The sequence below is a fragment of the Labilithrix sp. genome (genome assembly GCA_019637155.1).
GTDB lineage: Bacteria > Myxococcota_A > Polyangia > Polyangiales > Polyangiaceae > Labilithrix.
Genome location: JAHBWE010000004.1, coordinates 102,295 through 120,549, shown reverse-complemented (window position 1 = coordinate 120,549; position 18,255 = coordinate 102,295). Strand labels below are relative to the sequence as shown.

Below are 18,255 nucleotides of genomic sequence, written 5' to 3'. Positions count from 1 at the left end.
GGATGCGTCATGCAGAAGGCCCTGCTCATCAGCATCCTCTTCGCGACGGTGCTCATCCCGCTCGTCGCCGCGCGTGGCGGATCGGTCAAGAGCGCCGTGCGCCGTAGCGCGATCGCCACGAGCGCGTTCTGCGTCCTCTACTGGCTCGGTCTCGTCTTCGTGTACCCCCACCTCGGCTCGGGGAGGCGGCCGGTGCAGGTCGAGACGTACGAAGGCCAGTGATCAGAGCGCCTCGATCTGCTGCGTGCTCTTGCGGAGCACGTAGAAGCGGCCGGACCCTGCGGCGGCGTTGAGCAGGAAGATCGTCTGGATGTCCTTCGCCTCGAGCTCCGCCGCCTGCGCGGCGGGGAGGCCCTCTTCGAGCGCGGGCTCGAACGCGAAGTCCTCGTCGAAGTTGTGGTGACCGGGACGGAACGTCTGCGAGAAGTAGCCGCGGAGGACGATCGGCGCGCTCGTGAGGCCGCGGATCTCGGTCGACTCCCAGCGCCCGAGCGAGGCGGTCTTCTCGAAGGGTCCGATCGCCTTGCGGTAGCGATAGCGCGTCGTCACCTCGAGGCCGCGCGGGCCGGCGACGCGGAGCTCCTTCGTGTCGGGCGCGACCTGATCGTCGGCGACGCACTCGGAGACCCACGCTTCGTCGCTCCTGACGGTGACGATCTCGCCGGCGCCGAGGAAGCCCGCGCGCGGCGTCGTGTACTTCGCCTCGAAGTGCCAGCCGAAGTCGCGCGCGACGACGAGCGGCGTCTCCGACGGCGCGACGAGCCGGCGCGCGGTGTTCGCGAGCGTGAGGGTGCCGAACGGCGCGGTCCACGTGTCGGCGATGACCCGATCGGTGACGGCGTGCGAAGAGCCCGCGAACGTCGACGGATCGCCCTCGCCGAACGGCCCCCACGCGAGCTTCGCGACGACGGAGGCGCGTGCGATCGTCTCCGGCGCGAGCCGGACGTTCTTCGTGTCGAGGCGGCCGCGCGTCTTGAGGCGGTGGTTGCCGAGCACGTTGCCCGCCTCCCCCTGGAACGTGCAGAGCTCGGCCCCTTCGTTGAGGAGGACGGGCACGAGCGACGGCACGTTGCTGCGCTGCGGGATCGCGCGGATCTGCTTGAGCCAGAGCGAGCCGTCGGTGTCCTTCTTGTACTCGATGTCGAGCGCGAGCTCGGCGTTGGCGGCGACGGCGTGGTCCTTCTTGAACGCGGCGGACGCCTTCGCGATGAGCTGCGCGAGGTCGACGTAGTCCTTCTCCCACGTCATCACCTTCGCGCCGAGCGCGACGCGGGTGGAGCCCTGTCCGAAGACGACGCTCGGCTCGCTCGGCCCGTCGCCGAAGTCGTAGATCTGCGCGGTCACCGTCTCCGGCAGCGCGCCCGGCTCCGGGTTCGTGACGGACTCGGCGCCGAGCTGGGTCACGAGCTCCATCGTCGTGCTGAACGAGTCGAGCTTCACCGTCGCGACGCCGTTCGCGGCCTCGCGCTCGTCGGGGAACGAGAGGTGCACCGCGAGCGCCATCCCGACGTCGTCCTCGTCGATGCCGTACTTGATGCGCTCGAGCACCGCGTTCGTGTTGAAGAAGCTCGCGAAGACCTTCTTGATCGCGCGCTCGACGCCGCGCTCCTTCGCCTCGCCCGGATCGCAGAGGCTCGGGCCGGCCGTGTCGGCGTCGAGGTCGTCGGCGAGGCAGCCGCTGAAGCTGTCGTAGAGGCCGGCGCCGCTCAGCGTCTCGCCGTCCTCCACGTTGGTGGAGCTGCGGAAGCGGATCTTCACCTTCGGATCGAAGCCGAACGCGCGGAGGTCGGCGAAGAGCTGCGTCCTCAGCGCGGGCGGCAGCGCCGCGTCGTCCTCGATCATCTCGCGGAGCTGCACGAGCTTCGCCTCGAGCGCGGGGATGTCGGGCGGGAACGTGAGGCCGCCGATGCGCGCGTCGATCTCCTCGCGCAAGGTCTTTCCTGCCGGCAGCGTCTGCGCGACGAACGCGTCCCACAGGTCGAACGAGACGCCGAGGGCGTTCGGCGAGCTCGCGGGGATGGTGCGCCGGAGGGTGCCGAAGTTCGACGCCTTGCCGCCGAAGTACTTCGCGTCCGCAGGTCCGAGCTCGACGCTCGGCTTCGTGAGCGCGCCGAGGCGCGTCTTCTTCGGGATCGTCACTGGCGCGGGCCGGCGCAGCGCGGCGATGTCGGCGCGGGTCTGCGCGTCGATCTCGCCCTTCGGCTCGATGACGTCGAGCTTGCACGTCGCCTGGCCGAAGACGTCCGACGCCGCCGTCGTGCGAAGCGCGATCTCCTTGCCCTCGAGCGCGCGCACGCGGGCGCGCTCGCTCTCGCTCTGCGGGTACACGAAGGGGATCCCCCAGGTCTTCGAGAGGATCGCGACGTGCGAGCTCGGCGTCGACGGCGCGAGCGCGACGATGCCGGCGACGAACGGCACCTCCGCCGGCACGCCGTCGGTGACGAGGATGTCCTCGGGCTTCAGGCGCCCTTCGAGGTGCGCCCGCTTGATCTCGGAGCCGGGGACGAACTTCGCGCGCCCGAACGCCCAGCCGTCGGAGTAGCAAGCGTCGCCGGCGAGCCAGCGCGCGGGCGATCCGATCACGACGCCGTTCTCCGCGAGCCAGCCGCGCTCGCGCTCGGCCGCGGCGGCTTGCTCGTAGCTCGGCATGTAGAACACGGTCGCGCGCCTCCCCTCCGCGACGTTGATCTTGCTCTTCACGAGATCGTGGAGGCGCTTGACGTCCTCGCGCGAGTACTCGTCCTCGCGGAGGAGCTGGATGCCGTACTCCATCACGTCGCCGCGCGGCGGCATGAGCACGGCGCCGACGATCACGCGCTGCCCCTCGGCCTTCAGCGACGCGCGCGCGAAGTCGCCCGGCGACGTCCCGGCGAACCCAGGCAGGTGCTTCCGCGCGAAGTCGAGGTGGAAGGGGAGCTTGTTCGAGTCCTGGAAGTAGACGCGCCCGGGCTCGCTCGTGAGGATCGAGAGCTTCACCCACCGCGGCTCGGACGTGCCGGCGTTGACGATGAACGGATCGTCGGGGAACGAGAGCGTCCCGCGATGCTCACCCCCTTCGTTGACCTCACTCGAGGAGCCGCCGGCGTCCTCGACGAAGGAGCACGCCGAGAGGGACATAAGGAGAAGGAAGGCCGCACGCCGAAGCATGACGTGGCTCGAAGCACATCTTGCACCACAATGTAGTCTTATGTCATTTCATGCAGTTGCGAGCCAGGTTGCGCAACGCCGCTGGTGCACCCACCCCTCAGTGTCGCCGCGCGAGTGAGCACGGCGACAGCGGACTTTTGCAGCTCCGAACGGTCAGAGGCCGAAGCCGCCGGTGAGCTCGAGGCGCTGGCCGGTCATCCAGCGGGTGGCGGGGTCGACGAGGAGCGCGACGATGGCGCCGACGTCGTCGGGGACGCCGACCCGGCCGTGCGGCGTCTGCGCGACGACGTAGGACTGGACGTCGGGGTCTCGCATGACGCCGCCGCCGAAGTCGGTCGCGATGCCGCCCGGCGCGACGGCGTTCACCGCGATGCGGCGCGGCCCGAGCTCGCGCGCGAGCTGGCGCGTCAGGACTTCGAGCGCGCCTTTGACCGACGCGTACGCGGCTTGGCCGGGGTACGTGTAGCGCGTGAGCCCCGTCGTCACGTTCACGATCGCGCCGCCGTCGGCCATCAGCGGGACGAGCTTCTGCGTGAGGAAGAACGGACCCTTGAAGTGGACGGCGAGCAGCGCGTCGACGTCGGCCTCCGTCACCTCCGCGAAGGGCGCGCCGTGGCCTCCGCCGGCGTTGTTGACGAGGTAGTCGAGCGGACGCCCCTCGAGCACGCGCTGGAGCTCGGCGACGAAGCCCGCGAACGTCGCGGCGCGCCCGACGTCGAGCGGAAGCGCGGAGGCGCGGCGGCCTCTCGCTTCGATGTCCTTCACGACGGCGCGCGCTTCGTCTTCACGCTCCCGGTAGGTGAGGATGACGTCGGCGCCGCGGTCGGCGAGGTGGAGGGCGACACTGCGGCCGATGCCGCGGCTGCCGCCGGTGACGAGGGCGATGGGTGAGGTGGTCATGCCCATTGGATGCCGTACCTCCCGTCCTGCGCCTATAGACCAATTCATGCCATACTTACCTTTTGGTAAGCATGGCCGCGATCCTCAAAGAGCTTCCGATCGTCCCCGCGGAGCGCGCCCTCAAGGTCATCGGCGGCCGCTGGAAGGCGTACATCCTGTACTTCCTCTTCGAAGGTCCGAAGCGCCTCTCGGAGCTTCACCGGCTCTGCCCCGGCGCGAGCCAGAAGGTCCTCGTCCAGGCGCTGCGCGAGATGGAGGCGCACGGGATCGTGAAGCGGAAGGTCTTCGCCGAGGTCCCTCCCCGCGTGGAGTACTCCGTGACGAAGCTCGGTCTCACGTTGCGCCCCATCATCGCCGCCCTCTGCGCGTGGGGCCGCCGCCACGCGTCACGGACCGACGCGCCCTGAGAGCGCGGTCTGGCCCCACTTCGTGACCGGACCGGCCGCGCCAGCGTGGACATCCCGCGCGAAAGGAAGGATCGTGCGGCGCGATGATCTCCCTTCGCGAAACCGCGGCCGGCGCGATGTTCGGCGGCGTCGAGAGCTCGATCCTGCGCCGGTTCGACGTCATCGACGTCGCGCGCTACTTCCCGGAGCTCGAGCAGGAGCTCCGGCGACCCCGATGAAGACGACGCGCGCCTGGCTCTGCATCTTCGCGCTCGCGCCCGCCGCGCTCGGGTGCTCGCGCGACGCCGATCCGGCGCCGGCCGCGACGCCTCCGCCCCGGCGCCCGGCCGGCGCGATCGCCCACGCCGGCGTGGGCACGCCGCCCCACGCCGCCGACGGATGCCGGAGCGCCGTCGACGCCGCGCTGCGCGCGCTCGCCCGCGGCGCCGAGCCCGTCGACGCCGCAGTCGAAGGTGTCACCGTCCTCGAGGACGATCCGCGCTTCAACGCCGGCACCGGATCGCGCGTCCGGCTCGACGGGACGACGGTCCAGATGGACGCGTCGGTGATGACGTCCGAAGGCCGCTTCGGCGCGGTCGCCGGGATCGAAGAGGTCAAGAACCCGGTCAAGGTCGCGCGCGCCGTCCTCGACACGCCGCACGTCCTCCTCGCCGGCGACGGCGCGACCCGCTTCGCGCGCACGCTCGGCATGCCCGTCCACGATCCGACGACGCCGGCATCGCGCGATCGCACAGTCGAGCTGCAGCAGAAGCTCCTCGCCGGCGATCCGTCGATCCCGTCCGCGTGGAGCGCCTTCGACTGGCGTGCGCGCTGGAACTTCGAGCGCCCGCTCGAGGACGCCGGGCTCGTCGCGCGCCCGTTCGACGCCGCCGCGCCGCGCGACGCCGGGGCGAGCACGGACACCGTCGGTGTCGCCGTGCGCGCGAGCGACGGACGCTTCGGCGTGGCGCTCTCGACCGGCGGGACCGCGATCACCCTGCGCGGGCGCGTCGGCGACGTCCCGATCCTCGGCGCCGGTCTCTACGCCGGAAAACACGGCGCCGCCGCCGCGACGGGCACGGGCGAACGCATCGTCGAGGCCGGCCTCGCGCGCGCCGTCCACGAGTGGCTCACCGCAGGCTCGAACGCCGAGACCGCCGCCCGACGCGCGGTCGATCTCCTCCGCGGAAAGGACATCGGCATCATCGTCGTCACGCGCGACGACCTCGCGGCGAGCGCCGATCGCGACATGGCGTGGGCCGCGCGTGAGGAGGGCTCCTCCACGTGGAAGGGCCCCACTCCCGCTCAGTTGTAGGGCTCCCATCTCCGGCCGTCCCAGCCAGGCTTCAGCGCCTTCGCGAGGGCCTTCCTCGCCTTGGGGCTGAACTGATCGTCGTCGTAGCCGAGCTCCACGTGCTGGAGCTTCTTCAGCGTCTTCGACGAGGCGAGCGCGAGGAGCGCTTCGTCCGTCGCCTTCGTGTCCGCGATGTTGAGCACCTCGAGGTTCGAGAACACCTTCGAGCGCGCGATCGCGATGACGGCCTCGTCGCCGATCGCGCAGTCCATGAGCGAGAGCTCACGGAGCTTGGTGAGGTGGCTGCTCTCGGCGAGCTTCACGATGCCCGCGTCGTCGATCGGGTTGGCCCAGAGGAGGAGCGTCTCGAGGCTCGCGAGGTTCTTCCCGCCGAGGACGTGCGTGTCCTTGCTGGTCATGCGCACCTCCGCGAGGTTGAGCCAGCGGAGCGAGCCGAAGTCGGTCTTCGCGATCATCGCGTAGTCCGGCTTCTTGAGGCCCCTGAGCTCGAGGTGAGTGACGGGGTGGGTGGCGAAGATCGCCTTCGCGCCGGGGAAGAGAGCGCCGTTGCCGGTGAGCATCTCGAGGAAGCCGCGCCGCCACCTCCACGTGTGGACGTACTTCCGGATCGGCTCGAGCCACGTCTTGCCGTGCGCCTTGAGGAGCTCGTGCTCCCGCTTCCCGAGCGTCACGTGGTCGGGGTGGAGATCATCGACGTCGGCGCCGAAGATGGGAGTCTTCAGGAGGCACTGCACGGTGATGAATTCGCCGCGCGGATCGCCGTGCTCCGTGAGCCAGTCGGCGTAGACGAGGCGCGCGTCGTCGGTCTCCGGATCCGCGAGGACCGCCGCGAGGAGCTTCGCCTCGTCGGCCTTGTTCTTCGGCTTCACGACGGCAGGGCCCGCCTTCGCCGCCGGCACGGCCTTGGCCTTCGGCGCCGCCTTCTTCGCTCCCTTCGCCCACGGCCCGAGGCCGTCGTTCGACACGCGGACGAGGAGGCCGCGCCACCCCGCCACGAGCGCGCCGCCCTGACCGTCCGCGACCGCGACGTTGAAGCGAGCCTTCTCCGGATCGAGCTTCGGGCTGCCCGCGAGCGGCTTCCAGGTCTTGCCGTCGTCCTTGGACGTCTTGAGACCGAGCGTCGAGACGAGCAGCACCTCGTCGCCGAGCGGCACGACGCCGACGTAGGCGTCTTTTCCACCCGGGACGGGCTTCCAGGTCTTGCCTTCGCGACGGAGGATGGTGCCGCCGACACCGACGGCGAGGAGCGTGCCTTTCGCCGTCCGCGCGATCGCGACGACGAGCGTCTTGCTCGGCGCCACGAGCTCCGCCTCCTTCTTCTTCACGTCGATGCGCCAGACGCCGTGGCCCAGCGCATAGAGCTCGTCGCCCACGACCGCGAGGCGCGTCAGCGTGACGACGGGATAAGGGATCGAGGTCCCAAACTCGGAGAACGGGACCCTCTTCGCCTTCGGACGCGCGATCTCGACCCAGTCTTTGCCGTCCTGGTAAGCGAGATATCCGTCCATTCCGGCGACCCAGAGCGCGCCGCCGTGGCGCACGACCCCGATGATCTGCTGGTCGATCTTGCCGATCTTCTGCAGCTTCCACGACGCGCCCTGATCTCCGGAGCGGTAGAGCCCGCTCGGACCGCCGGCGATCCATTCGCTCCCGTCGACGCAGATCCCCTCGAGCGGCGTCCCCAGCTTCGAAGACGTCGCGCGCTTCTTGAGGTCGGCGGTGCTCGTCACCTCCGTTCGCGCGCCGCCCCAGTAGCCGCCGGTCCGGAACGCCACCGGCGTCCCGCGGAGATCGCTGCGCAGCTCGTGGACGTCGAGCCCGTCGACGAAGATGTCGCTCGTCGTGAGCGCGTTCGGCCTCCCGGCCGGAAACAGCGTGGTCGCTTCCATGCGCCGAGTAGAGACGAGCCGGTGGCGGCGCGCAAACCCGAAGACGCAGCGCCTACCAGGCGTGCCCGCCGGCTCGGCTCGAGATCGTCGCCCCCGCGGAGGGCGGCGGAGGCGCGGCCGGCGGCAGGCTCGCCGACGTCCCGGCGCGCACACCGCAAAACTCGACGACCGGCACCGCCGCGAGGTGATGCGAGAAGGCGCCGTGCGTCCAGAACTGCGGCTCGTCGTAGCGGATCACGACCGAGCCCTGCTCCGCATGGAAGACGAGCGCGTCGAAGACGGTCGTGGAGCCGTCGGCCTTCACCGTCGTCGCAACGGACCAGCTGGTGAGGGGCGAGGTGCCATCCTCGTCATGGACGATGAGCTGCGTCTCGATCCCTGCCTCCGCCGAGAACGTGCCGAGGTGATACGCGCCGTCGCTCGTCGTCTCCACCGTGAAGCTCGCGCCGTCGATGCCGAGGTCGGCGCACGTGAGGACGCGCTCGGTCCCGCGTCGCCGAGCTGGGTCGGGAGTCGCGGTGCACGCGCGAGGATCGCGCCCGCCTCGGGACCGAGCTCGTTGTGATCGAGCTCGAGCATCTCGAGCCGGGAAAACCCGGGGTGGGCGACCCTACTCCCCTGCTCGCCGATCCTCGGCTCGAGAATCATAAGCAGCCAAAAGTGCCCTACACAGGCCAGTTTTGGCCACCGATACATGCTAGGGCGCGTCTCCTCGATCAGAGCTGGCTCACGCGACGCATGAGGCTCCCGCAGAGATCGGACGCGGGATTGCGCGCGCGTTCGACGTCGAGCGCCTTCTTGAAGATCTCCATCGCCTTCTCCGGCTCCTCGAGGACGGCGTACGCCATGCCGAGGAGCTCGTAGTCTGCCGGATCTCGATCTCTGAGCACGAGCGCTTGGAGGATCGGCAGCGTCACGCGATAGGCGTTCTTCACGTCGTCGCTCGCGACGTCCGGCTGCTTGCCGAAGAACATCAGCTTGAGCGCCTGCCGCTGATCGTCGGGCCGCATCGACGCGAACGAGCCGCTCGCGAACACGGTCCCGTATTGCCGGAACATGTCGTCGAGACGCCCCTCCTTCGCGGCGGAGCGCGCTTGCTTGAGCGCCTCCGACTCGCCGACCTCCAGGGACGGAGAAGACGGCGCCGGTGGCTTCTCCTTCAAGAGGGGCGCGACGACGGCGTTCATCGACCCGGAGGATCGCCGCCGCACGTAGGGAGGCTCCGGCTGCGCGATCTCGGAGCGAATCTCCGACGGGACCGCCTTCAGGCTCGGTTCGCTCGGGACCTTGGGAGAGAGAGAGCGCGTGACCGCGGCGAAGAGCTTCTGATGCGCTTCGTCGAGGCCCGAGAATTTCTCGCGCAGGCGAGCCTTCGGCATGAAGAGCTCCTCGCGCCTCCCATCGTCGAGCTCTCGTCGCAACACGAGCTCCGTTTCGGAGCGCGATCGGGACGCGATGTCATCGACCGTGGGCGCGAGGCTCTCGACGAGGCGCGCCACGACCTCGACGAGCTTCGGCTGCGACTCGGCGCTCGTACCGTCGAAAGGGAGACCATCGAAGGTCGCGGAGACGAGCCGCTGCTTCGGGAGCGCGCGCACCAACTCGCGGACCTTCGCCGCGAGATCGCGCAACGCCGGCTCGTCCTCTGGCGCCACCGGGAACGCCCCGACCGTCGGATCGTCCGCCCGACCGGTCCGGACCAGCGCGATCGCGCTCGGATCCACGGTGACGGTAAACCCCTCCGGTTCGCCGATCTCGGCGCGGAGCTCGATGCTCATCGTTTCACCGTCGTCCACGACGCCCGTGATCCAATGACGATCGACCTTCTGCCGCTTGCTCTTGACCTCCTTCTTCACGAGACCGGTGAGCTGCGGAGTGACGATCGCGAGGTCCTCGGCGAGACGAGAGACGCGGAGCGGCGCGGCCCAGATCCCGTCCTCCGCGATCGCGAGCGCGAGCGTCCAGGCGAGCCCGATCGGCGACTCTCCGCCGAGCTCGGCGCGATAGCGGTGCAGATCCTTCTTCGCTCCGGGGATCAGCTCGACGCGCCACGTCTGCTTCGCCTTCGGCGGCGCACGCACGAGCAGCCAGTCTTGGAGCGTGGGGAAATAGTCTTCACGCGCCGCGACCACGTCGGCATCGAGCACGACGATCTCCTCTTCGAGCTTCGTACGCACCGCGGCGTCGGCCACGTCGCGCCGCTCGTTGACGAGCATGCCGAGCTCCGCCGCGAGACGCGCAGACGCGGAGTCGGCGCCGCCACGATCGCACGCCTCCGCCGCGGCGATCGTCGCCCACGCGAGCGCCTCGAGCCTCGCGAGCTCCACCTCCGCGCGCCCCCGCGCCTCCTCGCGCCGCACATCGGCGGTGACGATCGTCTGATCGGCCGCCGCGATACCGCCCGCAAAATCGAGCGCGTCGCGAAGCTCCTCGAGGAAATTCGTCACGAACGGCGCTCGCGAGAGGTCACCGAAGAGAAAGGACATCGAAGCAAACGAGTCTACCAGCCGCACCGCTCCTCATCACCCGCGCTGCGTCCGTCGCGCTCACCGACAGCAAGAAGGCCGGTTCGTGCTCGAGCAAGGGGAGTGGTCGATGCCGCGGGCCGCCGCGCGGCAGCGGCGCTCCGATCATGCCTCGTGGAATCATAGGCAGCCAAAAAGCGGTCTACTACCCCCGGTTTGGCCACCGATGCATCGTCGAGGAAGGAGGCAGGTGAGGCCGTCTGGCGGCATCATTGAGACCACGCCGAGGCGCGGTTCACGGAACGCCTGGGGTGCAGACGGCCTTGGCCTTGTCGTCGAGCACGAGGCAGGCCGTGAAGCCCAGCGCGGCGCAGTCGATCCGGTCGATCCGGCCGCGGTTGCAGAGAACGACGCTGGTGCCCTCGCACGTACGCTCGCCGATCGTGCTCGTTACGCACTCCGCCCCGAGCGTGCACGCTGCGCTCGTATCTGTCCCGGCGTCATCGATCACGCGGCAGCGCGAACCGACAACGTGACGTTCGCAGTCGAACGTCGCCACGCCACCGTTGACGCAGCCACGGACCTTGTCGCCGTCGCAGCTCGCCCCGCTGAAGGAGAGCGGCGCCTGAGGCACGAAGCTCCCCGAGCACGCCGCACCGCCCTGACAGCCGTTCGCCGCGCACGTCATGCCGAGGTCCGTGCAGCGCGGCCCGCGAACATCGCGCTCGTTGCTCAGGGAGCAGGAGTGGGCGTGGCCATCGTCGCCGCATCGCGTGCTGTTCGGTCCCGCAACGCACGGAGCGGCGCCACGTTCACTGCAGGCGGGGAGCCCGCCACCTTCGCGCGTCAGACAGACGAGCCCACGCACAGCGCAATCCTCGCGCGAGAGCACGCCGTCGTCGCACGTCTCGACCACGTCACCGTCGCAGCGCGAGGGGCACGCTCCGCCGATGCGTTCGTGTACCTGTCCGGCACACTCGGCGAGCGCTGCGCACCCGTTGCTCTTCGCCGCCGCGCACGCAGCGACGGCGCGAAGATGCAGCGGTCCGTCTGCGTCGTAGAGCTGGCGGAGGATCGCCTCCGCCTTGACCTTCGGGGAGCAGCTCCCCATGAGAACCGCGAAGCGCGCCGCGACCTCGGAGGAGATCGCCGCGCCGGCGTCGACTCCCTGGCGACCGCTGTCGGCCACGCTCTCGCCAGGACCGTCCGCGACTGCCCCACCGTCAGACACGTCGACGACGCCTCCCGTGGGTTCATCGGAGCATCCAACCGCGCTCGCGGTGCCGAGCGTGAACGTGACGGCGGCGACGGCGTGGAGCCGCCGACCTTCGCCCTCAGCCACCATCGTGGCCTTCGTGGGCGACGGTCATCGTGAGAGCTTCCGCATAGCGACAAGGCCGGCACTCCTCGCCGTTTGGCGCCGGAGTGTCCCGATACTCGGGCCGAAACGAGGCCTCGCCGAGCAGTCGGTCGTCACGCAGAACGCGGACGTTCAACGTCGACGGTGGCGGCAACTCGGTAAGGAGAAATCCGCTCACGATCGGGGTTCCTCCGTCTTGATCCTCCCTGTAATCGACGAGTAGCCCTTGATCGCAGCGATAGTACCGGGGTTGGGGGATGCAGCGAAGCACGCGGCTGTCGTCGACAACGACCTCGAGTCGGTCACGCTTTGGATCGATCGGAGAGACGAACGCCACATCTACGGCTGCGCCGCAGGCCGGGCCTTCTTGACAGCGGTCGACACCGCACGCGAGCGACGCGCTGGAAGCGCTCGTCAGGAGGCCCATGAGCACGATGAACCACTCTGCCGGACGAAAAGCCCAACGACCACTCATCGCGTCAGGTTCGTCCGAAGGAGCTCCGTCAGCGTACGGACGGTGCGTTGCTCTGCGCAGACCACGATCCAGTCATCGTTGCCGGGGCTCGAACCGCAACCGTCGAGCTTCTTGAGGAGAAAGTCGATCCTCTCCGTCGCGCCGGCGACGTCACCGACGAGCAGCTTGCGCTCCGCCTGGTCGAGCGCGTTGTAGAGCGGGTTCTTGCTTGGCTTGACCACCTCGTCGGGAAGTCGCCGGATCGCGACGATCACGAACTGTGGGTCCTTCCCATCGATGAGGCCGTCTCCGTCCGTGTCGCGACTCTTTGGATCGAGCAACAGGTCGATCTCGAGACCATCGCTCAGCAAGTCATCGTCCGTGTCGGAGCGCGTCGGGTCCGTGCCGTAGCGTCGAACCTCGTCTCCATCCGCGAGCCCGTCTCCGTCCGTGTCCGCGCGTAGCGGATCGCTGCGATGGACGTTGACCTCATCGCCGTCGCTCAGGCCGTCTCCGTCCGTGTCGCCTAGGAGCGGATTGGTTCCCAGACTGATTTCATCCCCGTCTCGAAGACCGTCCCCGTCGGTGTCCGCCATGCGCGGGTTCGTTCCCCGGCGAATCTCATCGAGATCCTCCAGGCCATCTCCATCGGTGTCCCGCAGGCTTGGATCGGTGCCCGCGGAGAGCTCGTCGGCGTCCAGGATCCCGTCTCCATCGCTGTCGTCGCAGGCGTCGCCGACGTCGTCGTGGTCCCAGTCTGCCTGATCTTGATTCGCCACGAGGTCGCAGTTGTCACGCGCGGCGTCGATGTCGTCGCCGTCCTGATCGAGGGCGGTGGGCCACAGCCATTGCCGCGCGGCGTTCGGGCTACCGCGAGTGATCCAGAGAATCGGACCGACCGAGTCGTCTCCACCGTCACCTCGGCGTGCGGCATGCATCGCCATGACCTCGCCCGTGTCCCGCCACAGAATCGGTGCGCCGGAGTCACCCCCGCACGGCTGCGAGTCGTCAAAATCGTACTCCCCAGAGAGCATGTCGGAGTTCTCCGTGCAGGAGCCGTTGCGAAGACCGCTCTCCATGTTGAGCCAATTGATCTGAGCCGTCGCTTGCACGCACTTCTCGCCGTCCGTGAACGGGCCACCGAGACCGGCTCCGAGAAGGGTGACGCAGTACTGATTGTCCCCGCAACCCGGTTCATCAGCGCGCTCCGGGATCACGGGCAGTGGCCTGAGGAGCGTGCGCGGGATGCGTCTCTCTGGCGGGAAGACCAGCACGCCCACGTCGACGCCATGACACTCGTCGCTCTCCCTCCGAAGCCGGGTGTGGACCGGATGCTCCAGCCCAACGGTCGTCGTGCCGAGCGCGACGAGCGCCTCACGTTGTTCGACGGAACCAGCGAGAGGGTCAACCCGCCACGTCGCGTTGGGCGCATCGCTGCCCCTTGCGCGAATGCAGTGAGCGGCCGTGGTGATGGTGTTGCTCGACGAGAGCCATCCGGTGCAAAATCCGGCGTTGGTACCATCCGCCTTCGTTATCTGAAGCCGTACCACCTGCGGATGAGCGTCACCATCCGGTCCGGCGAGATGATCATCGCCGATGTACACACGAAGTCTCGTAGACTGGAGAGGGGGTGAGCTCGTAGCGCAGGCGCCGAGGATGATCGTCGCGGTAGTCAGAGACGCGAGCCCGCCGAACCTCGTCATGTGTCTTTTCCCCTCGCCGGTGTACGCCGCCAAAGCGCCAGCGAGGCACAGGTGAACAGAGGAGGACATCGGTGTCAATCGCGCCATCCGTGCATTTCGAGATCGTCGTGAGCGGAGCTGGTACTTCGACGCGAGGAGAATCGTGAGTCGCTACGGCGAGAAGAGCGCGGGCATCTCCACCGTCGCGGCGACGAGCTCGTCGCGATGTATGCCCGGGCGGACGCCGTACGACGTCACCATCGTCGGGAGCAGCGTCTTCTTCGTCCCCGTGACACGTCGAAACGTGACCGTCTTCTCGCGTAGCTCCGCGGCGTAGCGTTTGTCGATCGTGAATTCGGCCTCCGAGAGCTTCATCTCGCAGACGTTGATCGTGGCGTCCTTTCGGTCGATGAGCAGGTCGACCTGCGCGCCGCTCTCCGAACGCGAGCGCGGCCGGTGACGCCACCCGGACTCGACCGTCTCGACCGCCTCGATCCCGAGCGCACGCTTCAAGCAGACCGCCTCGAACGCGAGACCGCTCCACGCCCGCCACGCCGGCGACGTGCGCCGCGTCACCCAGAAGCCCGAGGTGGACGCGCGGTGGCCTTCGATCCACCGCAGGTAGAAGAGCGAGTACTCGTCGGCGAGGTGATAGACCGCCTCCTTCTCGGCAGCCCGAACGCGACGAACCCCCAAAACTCGGCCGCGCTCGTACGCGCCCTCTTCGCCGTCAACGACGCGCGCCCCACCGGCGAGCACGACGTCGTCGCGGGGGTCGCCTGCGACGTGTGGCAAGTCGACGCCCCCGCCCAAGGCGTCCAGCTCCGCACCTGCATCTCGCAGCTCCTCGACGACACCGCGATCGCCAGCGGCGCGACGACGCTCCCGGCGACGGGCGCTCGGATCGAGCTCTGGACCCGCGCCTACAAGAACGGCCAGGAGACGATGCGCTCGACCGCCGTCCGCATCACACCGAGCGCGCCAGGCGCCGATCCGCTCGCGGGGACGTGCGATCCGGGCGTCGCTCCCCGCGGCTGAACCGCGCTCGGCTCAGCGCTTCGTGTACTTGCCGCGATGCTCCGGGTGCTCGTTCTCGAAGGCCTCGAGGCTCTCGCGCGTGATCTCGACCTCGACGACGCCGTCCTTCTCGATGACGCACTGGCAGCCGAGGCGCGAGTCGGCGCGGACGTCGAAGGCCTTGTCGAGGATGTCCTCCTCTTCCTCCTCCTGCTCCGTGAGGAGCTCGCGGCCGGCCTTCACGTAGACGTGGCACGTCGAGCACGCGCAGACGCCGCCGCACGCGTAGCCCTCCGGCGCGTCGATCTTCTGCGCCGCCTGGAGGATGCTCGTGCCGACCGGCACCTCGACCTCGCCGTAGCCCCGGAACTTCACGATCGCCATCAGCGCATTGGCCTCTCTGCGTGGGCCGCCTCGATGCCCTTCGCGTCCTCCACCGTGCGCTCGACCGACGCGAGCGACTGGCCCTCGATCGCCTTCGCGATCGCGCGGTTCATGCGGCGGCCCGCGAACTCCTTCGTCGCCGCGTCGAGGTCGGAGATGCGGAGCTCGATCTGCCCCGCGTTCGTGCCCGTCGCCGCGGTCTCGAGCGCGGCGATCGCGGCCTCGATGCGCGCGCGCTCGTCGCCGGCGAGCAGGTCCGCGTCCGCCGCGAGCGACTTCTTCGTCGACGACACGACGCGCCCCGCCTCGACCCGCACCTCCGCGAGCTTCCGCGCGGCGAGGTCTTCCTCGCCGTGGTCGATCGCGGCGAGGAGCATCTCCTCCACCGTGTCGTCGTCGAGGCCGTACGAGGGCTTCACGCTCACGGTCTGCTCGATGCCGGTGCGCTCCTCGCGCGCGGTGACGGCGAGGAGGCCGTCGGCGTCGACGCGGAACGTCACCTCGAGGCGCGCCATCCCCGCCGCCATCGGCGGGATCCCCTTGAGCGTGAACTTCGCGAGCGAGCGGCAGTCCGCCGCCATCTCGCGCTCGCCCTGCACGACGTGGATCTCGAAGCCGGTCTGCTTGTCCTCTTGCGTCGTGTACGAGGCGCGCGCCGCGGCCGGTGTCGTCGTGTTGCGCGGGAGGATGCGGTCGACGACGCCGCCGCCGACCTCGATCCCGAGCGAGAGCGGGATCACGTCGAGGAGCAGCACCTCGTCGGCGTCGCCTTGCCCCGCGAGGAGGTTCGCCTGGATCGCGGCGCCGAGCGCGACGACCTCGTCGGGATCGATGTCCGCGAGCGGCGGGCGCCCGAAGAGCTCCTCGACGTAGGAGCGCACGGCGGGGACGCGGGTCGAGCCGCCGACGAGGATCACGCCGTCGAGCTCGCGCGGCTTGTAACCTGCATCTTTCAGCGCGCGGCGGCAGGCGACCCCCGTGCGAGCGAGGAGCGGCTCGATGAGGGCGTCGAAGCGCGCGCGCGTGACGACGAACGACGCGCCGCCTCCGAAGGGGCTCTCGACCTCCACCTCCGCTGCGCCGGTGAGGCCGTGCTTCACCTTGCGCGCGAGGTCGAGCACGACACGGATCTCGCTCGGCGACGCCGCCTTCGGGTCGCGACCGGCGAGCGTGAAGATCTCCTCCGCGAGCGCGCGGTCCATGTCGTCGCCGCCGAGCGCGCTGTCGCCGCCGGTGGACTTCACCTGGAAGACGCCGTCGTCGAGGACGAGGATCGTGACGTCGAAGGTGCCGCCGCCGAGGTCGTAGACCGCGAATTTTCCGTTTTGCTTCTTCTCGAGGCCGTACGCGAGCGCGGCGGCGGTGGGCTCGTTGAGGAGGCGCAGCACGTCGAGGCCGGCGAGGCGGCCCGCGTCTTTCGTCGCCTGGCGCTGCGCGTCGTCGAAGTACGCCGGCACGGTGATGACCGCGCCGCCGACGCTGCGGAGCTCGTCCTCCGCGATGCGCTTCAGCGACCTCAAGATCTCCGCGCTCACCTCGACCGGCGTGACGACGCGCTCGCCGACGTCGAAGCGCACGACGTTGGGGGCGCCCTCCTTCGGCGGCACGAACGCGTAGGGACCGAGCCGCTGCGTCTCGGGATCGTCGCCGCCGCGACCCATGAAGCGCTTCACGCTCACGATCGTCTCGCGCGGGTGCTCGCTCGCGCGCAGGGCGGCGTTCCGCCCGACGACGACGTCGCCGGCCCCTCCGTAGTGCACGACGCTCGGCACCAGCGCGGCGAGGTCGCAGTCCTTCACCGTGACGGGGCGCTCGTTCTTCACGTACGCGACGAGCGAGTTGGTCGTGCCGAGGTCGATCCCGATCGCCTTCGGAGGCGCCTTCGGGTCGAAGATCTCCATCAACCCCGATTCACGCATCGCCACGGCTCACCCGTCCGCTTCGTCTTCGATCGCTTCCACCTCGTCGAGGAAGCGCTTGTAGAAGCGCAGCTCACCGAGGACGCCGACGACCGACGACGGGTTCTTCTCGAGGCCCGCCGCGAGCTTGAGCTCGGCGACGTCCCACTTCTCGCGGATCTGCTCGCCGAGCTTCTGCACCTTCGCGAGGTCCTTCGCCGCGCGCGCGTCGGCGAGCTCCTCGCGCGAGGCCATCATCTGCATCAGGAACTGCGGCGGCACGCTGATGGTGGAGGAGTGGCTGTCCTCCGCGATCGGGATCCCCGCGAGCCCGAAGAGCGCCTCCGCGCGGCGGAGCGGATCGCGCAGGATGCGCCACGCCTCGTTGACGTCCGCGGCCTTCTCGAGCGCCTCGCGCCGCTCGCTCGCGCCGGCCGACGCGAACTTGTCGGGGTGGAGCGCGCGCGAGAGCTCGCGGTGGCTCTTCTCGACGGCGTCGAGGTCGAGATCGTAGCGGCGCGGAGCGCCGAGGAGCGCGAACGGGTCTTCCATCGAAAGTGCCTAGACCGTGAACGACGTGCCGCAGCCGCAGGAGGACTTCTCGTTCGGGTTGATGAACTTGAAGCCCTGCCGCATGAGCGTCTTCTCCCAGTCGAACGTGGCGCCGTTCAGGTAGAGGAGGCTCTTCTTGTCGACGATGATGCGCACGTCCTCGCCGCTCGACGACTTCCGGTCGTACACGACGTCGCGCGCCTTCGGCTCGCCGTCGTGGAACTCGATGACGTACGAGAAGCCCGAGCAGCCGCCGCCGCGGATGCCGACGCGGAGCGCGGTGCCGGGCACGTTGCGCTTCGCGATCTGCTGCGCGACCGCGTCGACCGCCGCCTGGGTGATCTCGATGCTCAGCGACTTCGACGCCGGCGCGCTCTTTTCGACCTGCGGATCCATCGCTCCTTACCCGCTCTTCGCCGCCTGCTTCGCGCGGTAGTCGGCGATGGCGCTCTTGATCGCGTCCTCGGCGAGGACGGAGCAGTGGATCTTCACCGGGGGGAGGTTCAGCTCGTTGACGATGTCGACGTTCTTGATCGCCTCCGCCTCCTCGACCTTCTTGCCCTTGATCCACTCCGTCGCGAGGGACGACGACGCGATCGCGGAGCCGCAGCCGAAGGTCTTGAACTTCGCGTCCTCGATCACGCCGTCATCGCTGACCTTGATCTGAAGACGCATGACGTCGCCGCACGCCGGCGCGCCGACGAGGCCGGTGCCGACGCTGGGGTCGTCCTTGTCGAGGGTGCCGACGTTCTTCGGGTTCTCCGCGTGCTCGATGACTTTTTCGCTGTACGCCATGACGTGCCTCT

At 69.2% G+C, this 18,255-nt stretch carries 18 protein-coding genes; 4 read left to right on the top strand and 14 right to left on the bottom strand.

All coding sequences use genetic code 11. From position 1 onward, the window contains the following. The first annotated feature begins 9 nt into the window (after nt 1–9). Nucleotides 10–222 (top strand): hypothetical protein, encoded by a 213-nt coding sequence (locus KF837_09145; GenBank protein ID MBX3227468.1) that lies wholly within the window; start codon nt 10–12, stop codon nt 220–222. Here the strand turns inward: KF837_09145 and KF837_09140 are convergent, their stop codons facing one another. Together KF837_09140 and KF837_09135 are read right to left on the bottom strand one after the other, a co-directional pair. After that, entirely contained in the window at nt 223–3,147 is a 2,925-nt protein-coding gene (locus tag KF837_09140; protein MBX3227467.1) for a hypothetical protein, read from the bottom strand. Between the two features lie 153 nt (nt 3,148–3,300). Beyond that, entirely contained in the window at nt 3,301–4,047 is a 747-nt protein-coding gene (locus KF837_09135; protein ID MBX3227466.1) for an SDR family oxidoreductase, read from the bottom strand. A gap of 71 nt (nt 4,048–4,118) precedes the next feature. Between KF837_09135 and KF837_09130 the strand changes: the two genes are divergently transcribed. Beyond that, on the top strand, nt 4,119–4,454 hold the full coding sequence (locus tag KF837_09130) for a helix-turn-helix transcriptional regulator (GenBank protein ID MBX3227465.1): 336 nt from the start codon (nt 4,119–4,121) through the stop codon (nt 4,452–4,454). Nucleotides 4,455–4,668: 214 nt separating this feature from the next. Next, nucleotides 4,669–5,748 (top strand): isoaspartyl peptidase/L-asparaginase, encoded by a 1,080-nt coding sequence (locus KF837_09125; GenBank protein MBX3227464.1) that lies wholly within the window; start codon nt 4,669–4,671, stop codon nt 5,746–5,748. Here KF837_09125 and KF837_09120 read toward each other — a convergent pair. From KF837_09120 to KF837_09090, 7 genes are all read right to left on the bottom strand, one after another. Then, nucleotides 5,739–7,637, bottom strand: coding sequence for a TIGR02996 domain-containing protein (locus KF837_09120; GenBank protein ID MBX3227463.1), 1,899 nt, complete (start codon nt 7,635–7,637; stop codon nt 5,739–5,741). The two genes, KF837_09125 and KF837_09120, sit on opposite strands and share 10 nt — an antisense overlap. A 52-nt stretch (nt 7,638–7,689) precedes the next feature. Next, nucleotides 7,690–8,070, bottom strand: coding sequence for a hypothetical protein (locus KF837_09115; protein ID MBX3227462.1), 381 nt, complete (start codon nt 8,068–8,070; stop codon nt 7,690–7,692). Nucleotides 8,071–8,353: 283 nt separating this feature from the next. Further along, nucleotides 8,354–10,123 (bottom strand): hypothetical protein, encoded by a 1,770-nt coding sequence (locus tag KF837_09110; protein ID MBX3227461.1) that lies wholly within the window; start codon nt 10,121–10,123, stop codon nt 8,354–8,356. A gap of 274 nt (nt 10,124–10,397) precedes the next feature. After that, nucleotides 10,398–10,661: a hypothetical protein gene (locus KF837_09105; protein ID MBX3227460.1), complete on the bottom strand. Its 264-nt coding sequence runs from the start codon at nt 10,659–10,661 to the stop codon at nt 10,398–10,400. Nucleotides 10,662–11,436: 775 nt separating this feature from the next. Further along, nucleotides 11,437–11,937: a hypothetical protein gene (locus KF837_09100; GenBank protein MBX3227459.1), complete on the bottom strand. Its 501-nt coding sequence runs from the start codon at nt 11,935–11,937 to the stop codon at nt 11,437–11,439. Next, entirely contained in the window at nt 11,934–13,619 is a 1,686-nt protein-coding gene (locus KF837_09095; GenBank protein ID MBX3227458.1) for a trypsin-like serine protease, read from the bottom strand. Before KF837_09095 ends, KF837_09100 begins: the two co-directional genes overlap by 4 nt. 150 nt (nt 13,620–13,769) lie before the next feature. After that, on the bottom strand, nt 13,770–14,294 hold the full coding sequence (locus tag KF837_09090; protein MBX3227457.1) for a hypothetical protein: 525 nt from the start codon (nt 14,292–14,294) through the stop codon (nt 13,770–13,772). Here KF837_09090 and KF837_09085 point away from each other — a divergent pair. Next, nucleotides 14,247–14,636 (top strand): hypothetical protein, encoded by a 390-nt coding sequence (locus KF837_09085; GenBank protein MBX3227456.1) that lies wholly within the window; start codon nt 14,247–14,249, stop codon nt 14,634–14,636. The two genes, KF837_09090 and KF837_09085, sit on opposite strands and share 48 nt — an antisense overlap. 12 nt (nt 14,637–14,648) lie before the next feature. Here KF837_09085 and KF837_09080 read toward each other — a convergent pair whose 3' ends face one another. Genes KF837_09080 through iscU form a run of 5 tightly spaced genes read right to left on the bottom strand, consistent with a single transcriptional unit; the run spans nt 14,649 to nt 18,244 of the window. Next, nucleotides 14,649–14,999: a 2Fe-2S iron-sulfur cluster binding domain-containing protein gene (locus KF837_09080; GenBank protein ID MBX3227455.1), complete on the bottom strand. Its 351-nt coding sequence runs from the start codon at nt 14,997–14,999 to the stop codon at nt 14,649–14,651. Further along, nucleotides 14,999–16,918, bottom strand: a complete 1,920-nt coding sequence (hscA, locus tag KF837_09075) for a Fe-S protein assembly chaperone HscA (protein ID MBX3227454.1) — start codon at nt 16,916–16,918, stop codon at nt 14,999–15,001. Before hscA ends, KF837_09080 begins: the two co-directional genes overlap by 1 nt. Before the next feature lie 9 nt (nt 16,919–16,927). After that, entirely contained in the window at nt 16,928–17,449 is a 522-nt protein-coding gene (gene hscB / locus KF837_09070; protein MBX3227453.1) for a Fe-S protein assembly co-chaperone HscB, read from the bottom strand. A 9-nt stretch (nt 17,450–17,458) separates the two neighbouring features. Continuing rightward, entirely contained in the window at nt 17,459–17,845 is a 387-nt protein-coding gene (locus tag KF837_09065) for an iron-sulfur cluster assembly accessory protein (protein ID MBX3227452.1), read from the bottom strand. Between the two features lie 6 nt (nt 17,846–17,851). After that, complete coding sequence (gene iscU, locus KF837_09060) at nt 17,852–18,244, bottom strand: Fe-S cluster assembly scaffold IscU (protein MBX3227451.1); 393 nt, start codon at nt 18,242–18,244, stop codon at nt 17,852–17,854. Between the last annotated feature and the right edge of the window lie 11 nt (nt 18,245–18,255).

What these genes read in the sequence shown, in the direction of transcription:
- KF837_09145 (MBX3227468.1), top strand. Translation starts at nt 10, where the DNA reads ATGCAGAAGGCCCTGCTCATCAGCATCCTCTTCGCGACGGTGCTCATC.
- KF837_09140 (MBX3227467.1), bottom strand. Translation starts at nt 3,147, where the DNA reads ATGCTTCGGCGTGCGGCCTTCCTTCTCCTTATGTCCCTCTCGGCGTGC.
- KF837_09135 (MBX3227466.1), bottom strand. Translation starts at nt 4,047, where the DNA reads ATGACCACCTCACCCATCGCCCTCGTCACCGGCGGCAGCCGCGGCATC.
- KF837_09130 (MBX3227465.1), top strand. Translation starts at nt 4,119, where the DNA reads ATGGCCGCGATCCTCAAAGAGCTTCCGATCGTCCCCGCGGAGCGCGCC.
- KF837_09125 (MBX3227464.1), top strand. Translation starts at nt 4,669, where the DNA reads ATGAAGACGACGCGCGCCTGGCTCTGCATCTTCGCGCTCGCGCCCGCC.
- KF837_09120 (MBX3227463.1), bottom strand. Translation starts at nt 7,637, where the DNA reads ATGGAAGCGACCACGCTGTTTCCGGCCGGGAGGCCGAACGCGCTCACG.
- KF837_09110 (MBX3227461.1), bottom strand. Translation starts at nt 10,123, where the DNA reads ATGTCCTTTCTCTTCGGTGACCTCTCGCGAGCGCCGTTCGTGACGAAT.
- KF837_09100 (MBX3227459.1), bottom strand. Translation starts at nt 11,937, where the DNA reads ATGAGTGGTCGTTGGGCTTTTCGTCCGGCAGAGTGGTTCATCGTGCTC.
- KF837_09095 (MBX3227458.1), bottom strand. Translation starts at nt 13,619, where the DNA reads ATGACGAGGTTCGGCGGGCTCGCGTCTCTGACTACCGCGACGATCATC.
- KF837_09080 (MBX3227455.1), bottom strand. Translation starts at nt 14,999, where the DNA reads ATGGCGATCGTGAAGTTCCGGGGCTACGGCGAGGTCGAGGTGCCGGTC.
- hscA (MBX3227454.1), bottom strand. Translation starts at nt 16,918, where the DNA reads ATGCGTGAATCGGGGTTGATGGAGATCTTCGACCCGAAGGCGCCTCCG.
- hscB (MBX3227453.1), bottom strand. Translation starts at nt 17,449, where the DNA reads ATGGAAGACCCGTTCGCGCTCCTCGGCGCTCCGCGCCGCTACGATCTC.
- KF837_09065 (MBX3227452.1), bottom strand. Translation starts at nt 17,845, where the DNA reads ATGGATCCGCAGGTCGAAAAGAGCGCGCCGGCGTCGAAGTCGCTGAGC.
- iscU (MBX3227451.1), bottom strand. Translation starts at nt 18,244, where the DNA reads ATGGCGTACAGCGAAAAAGTCATCGAGCACGCGGAGAACCCGAAGAAC.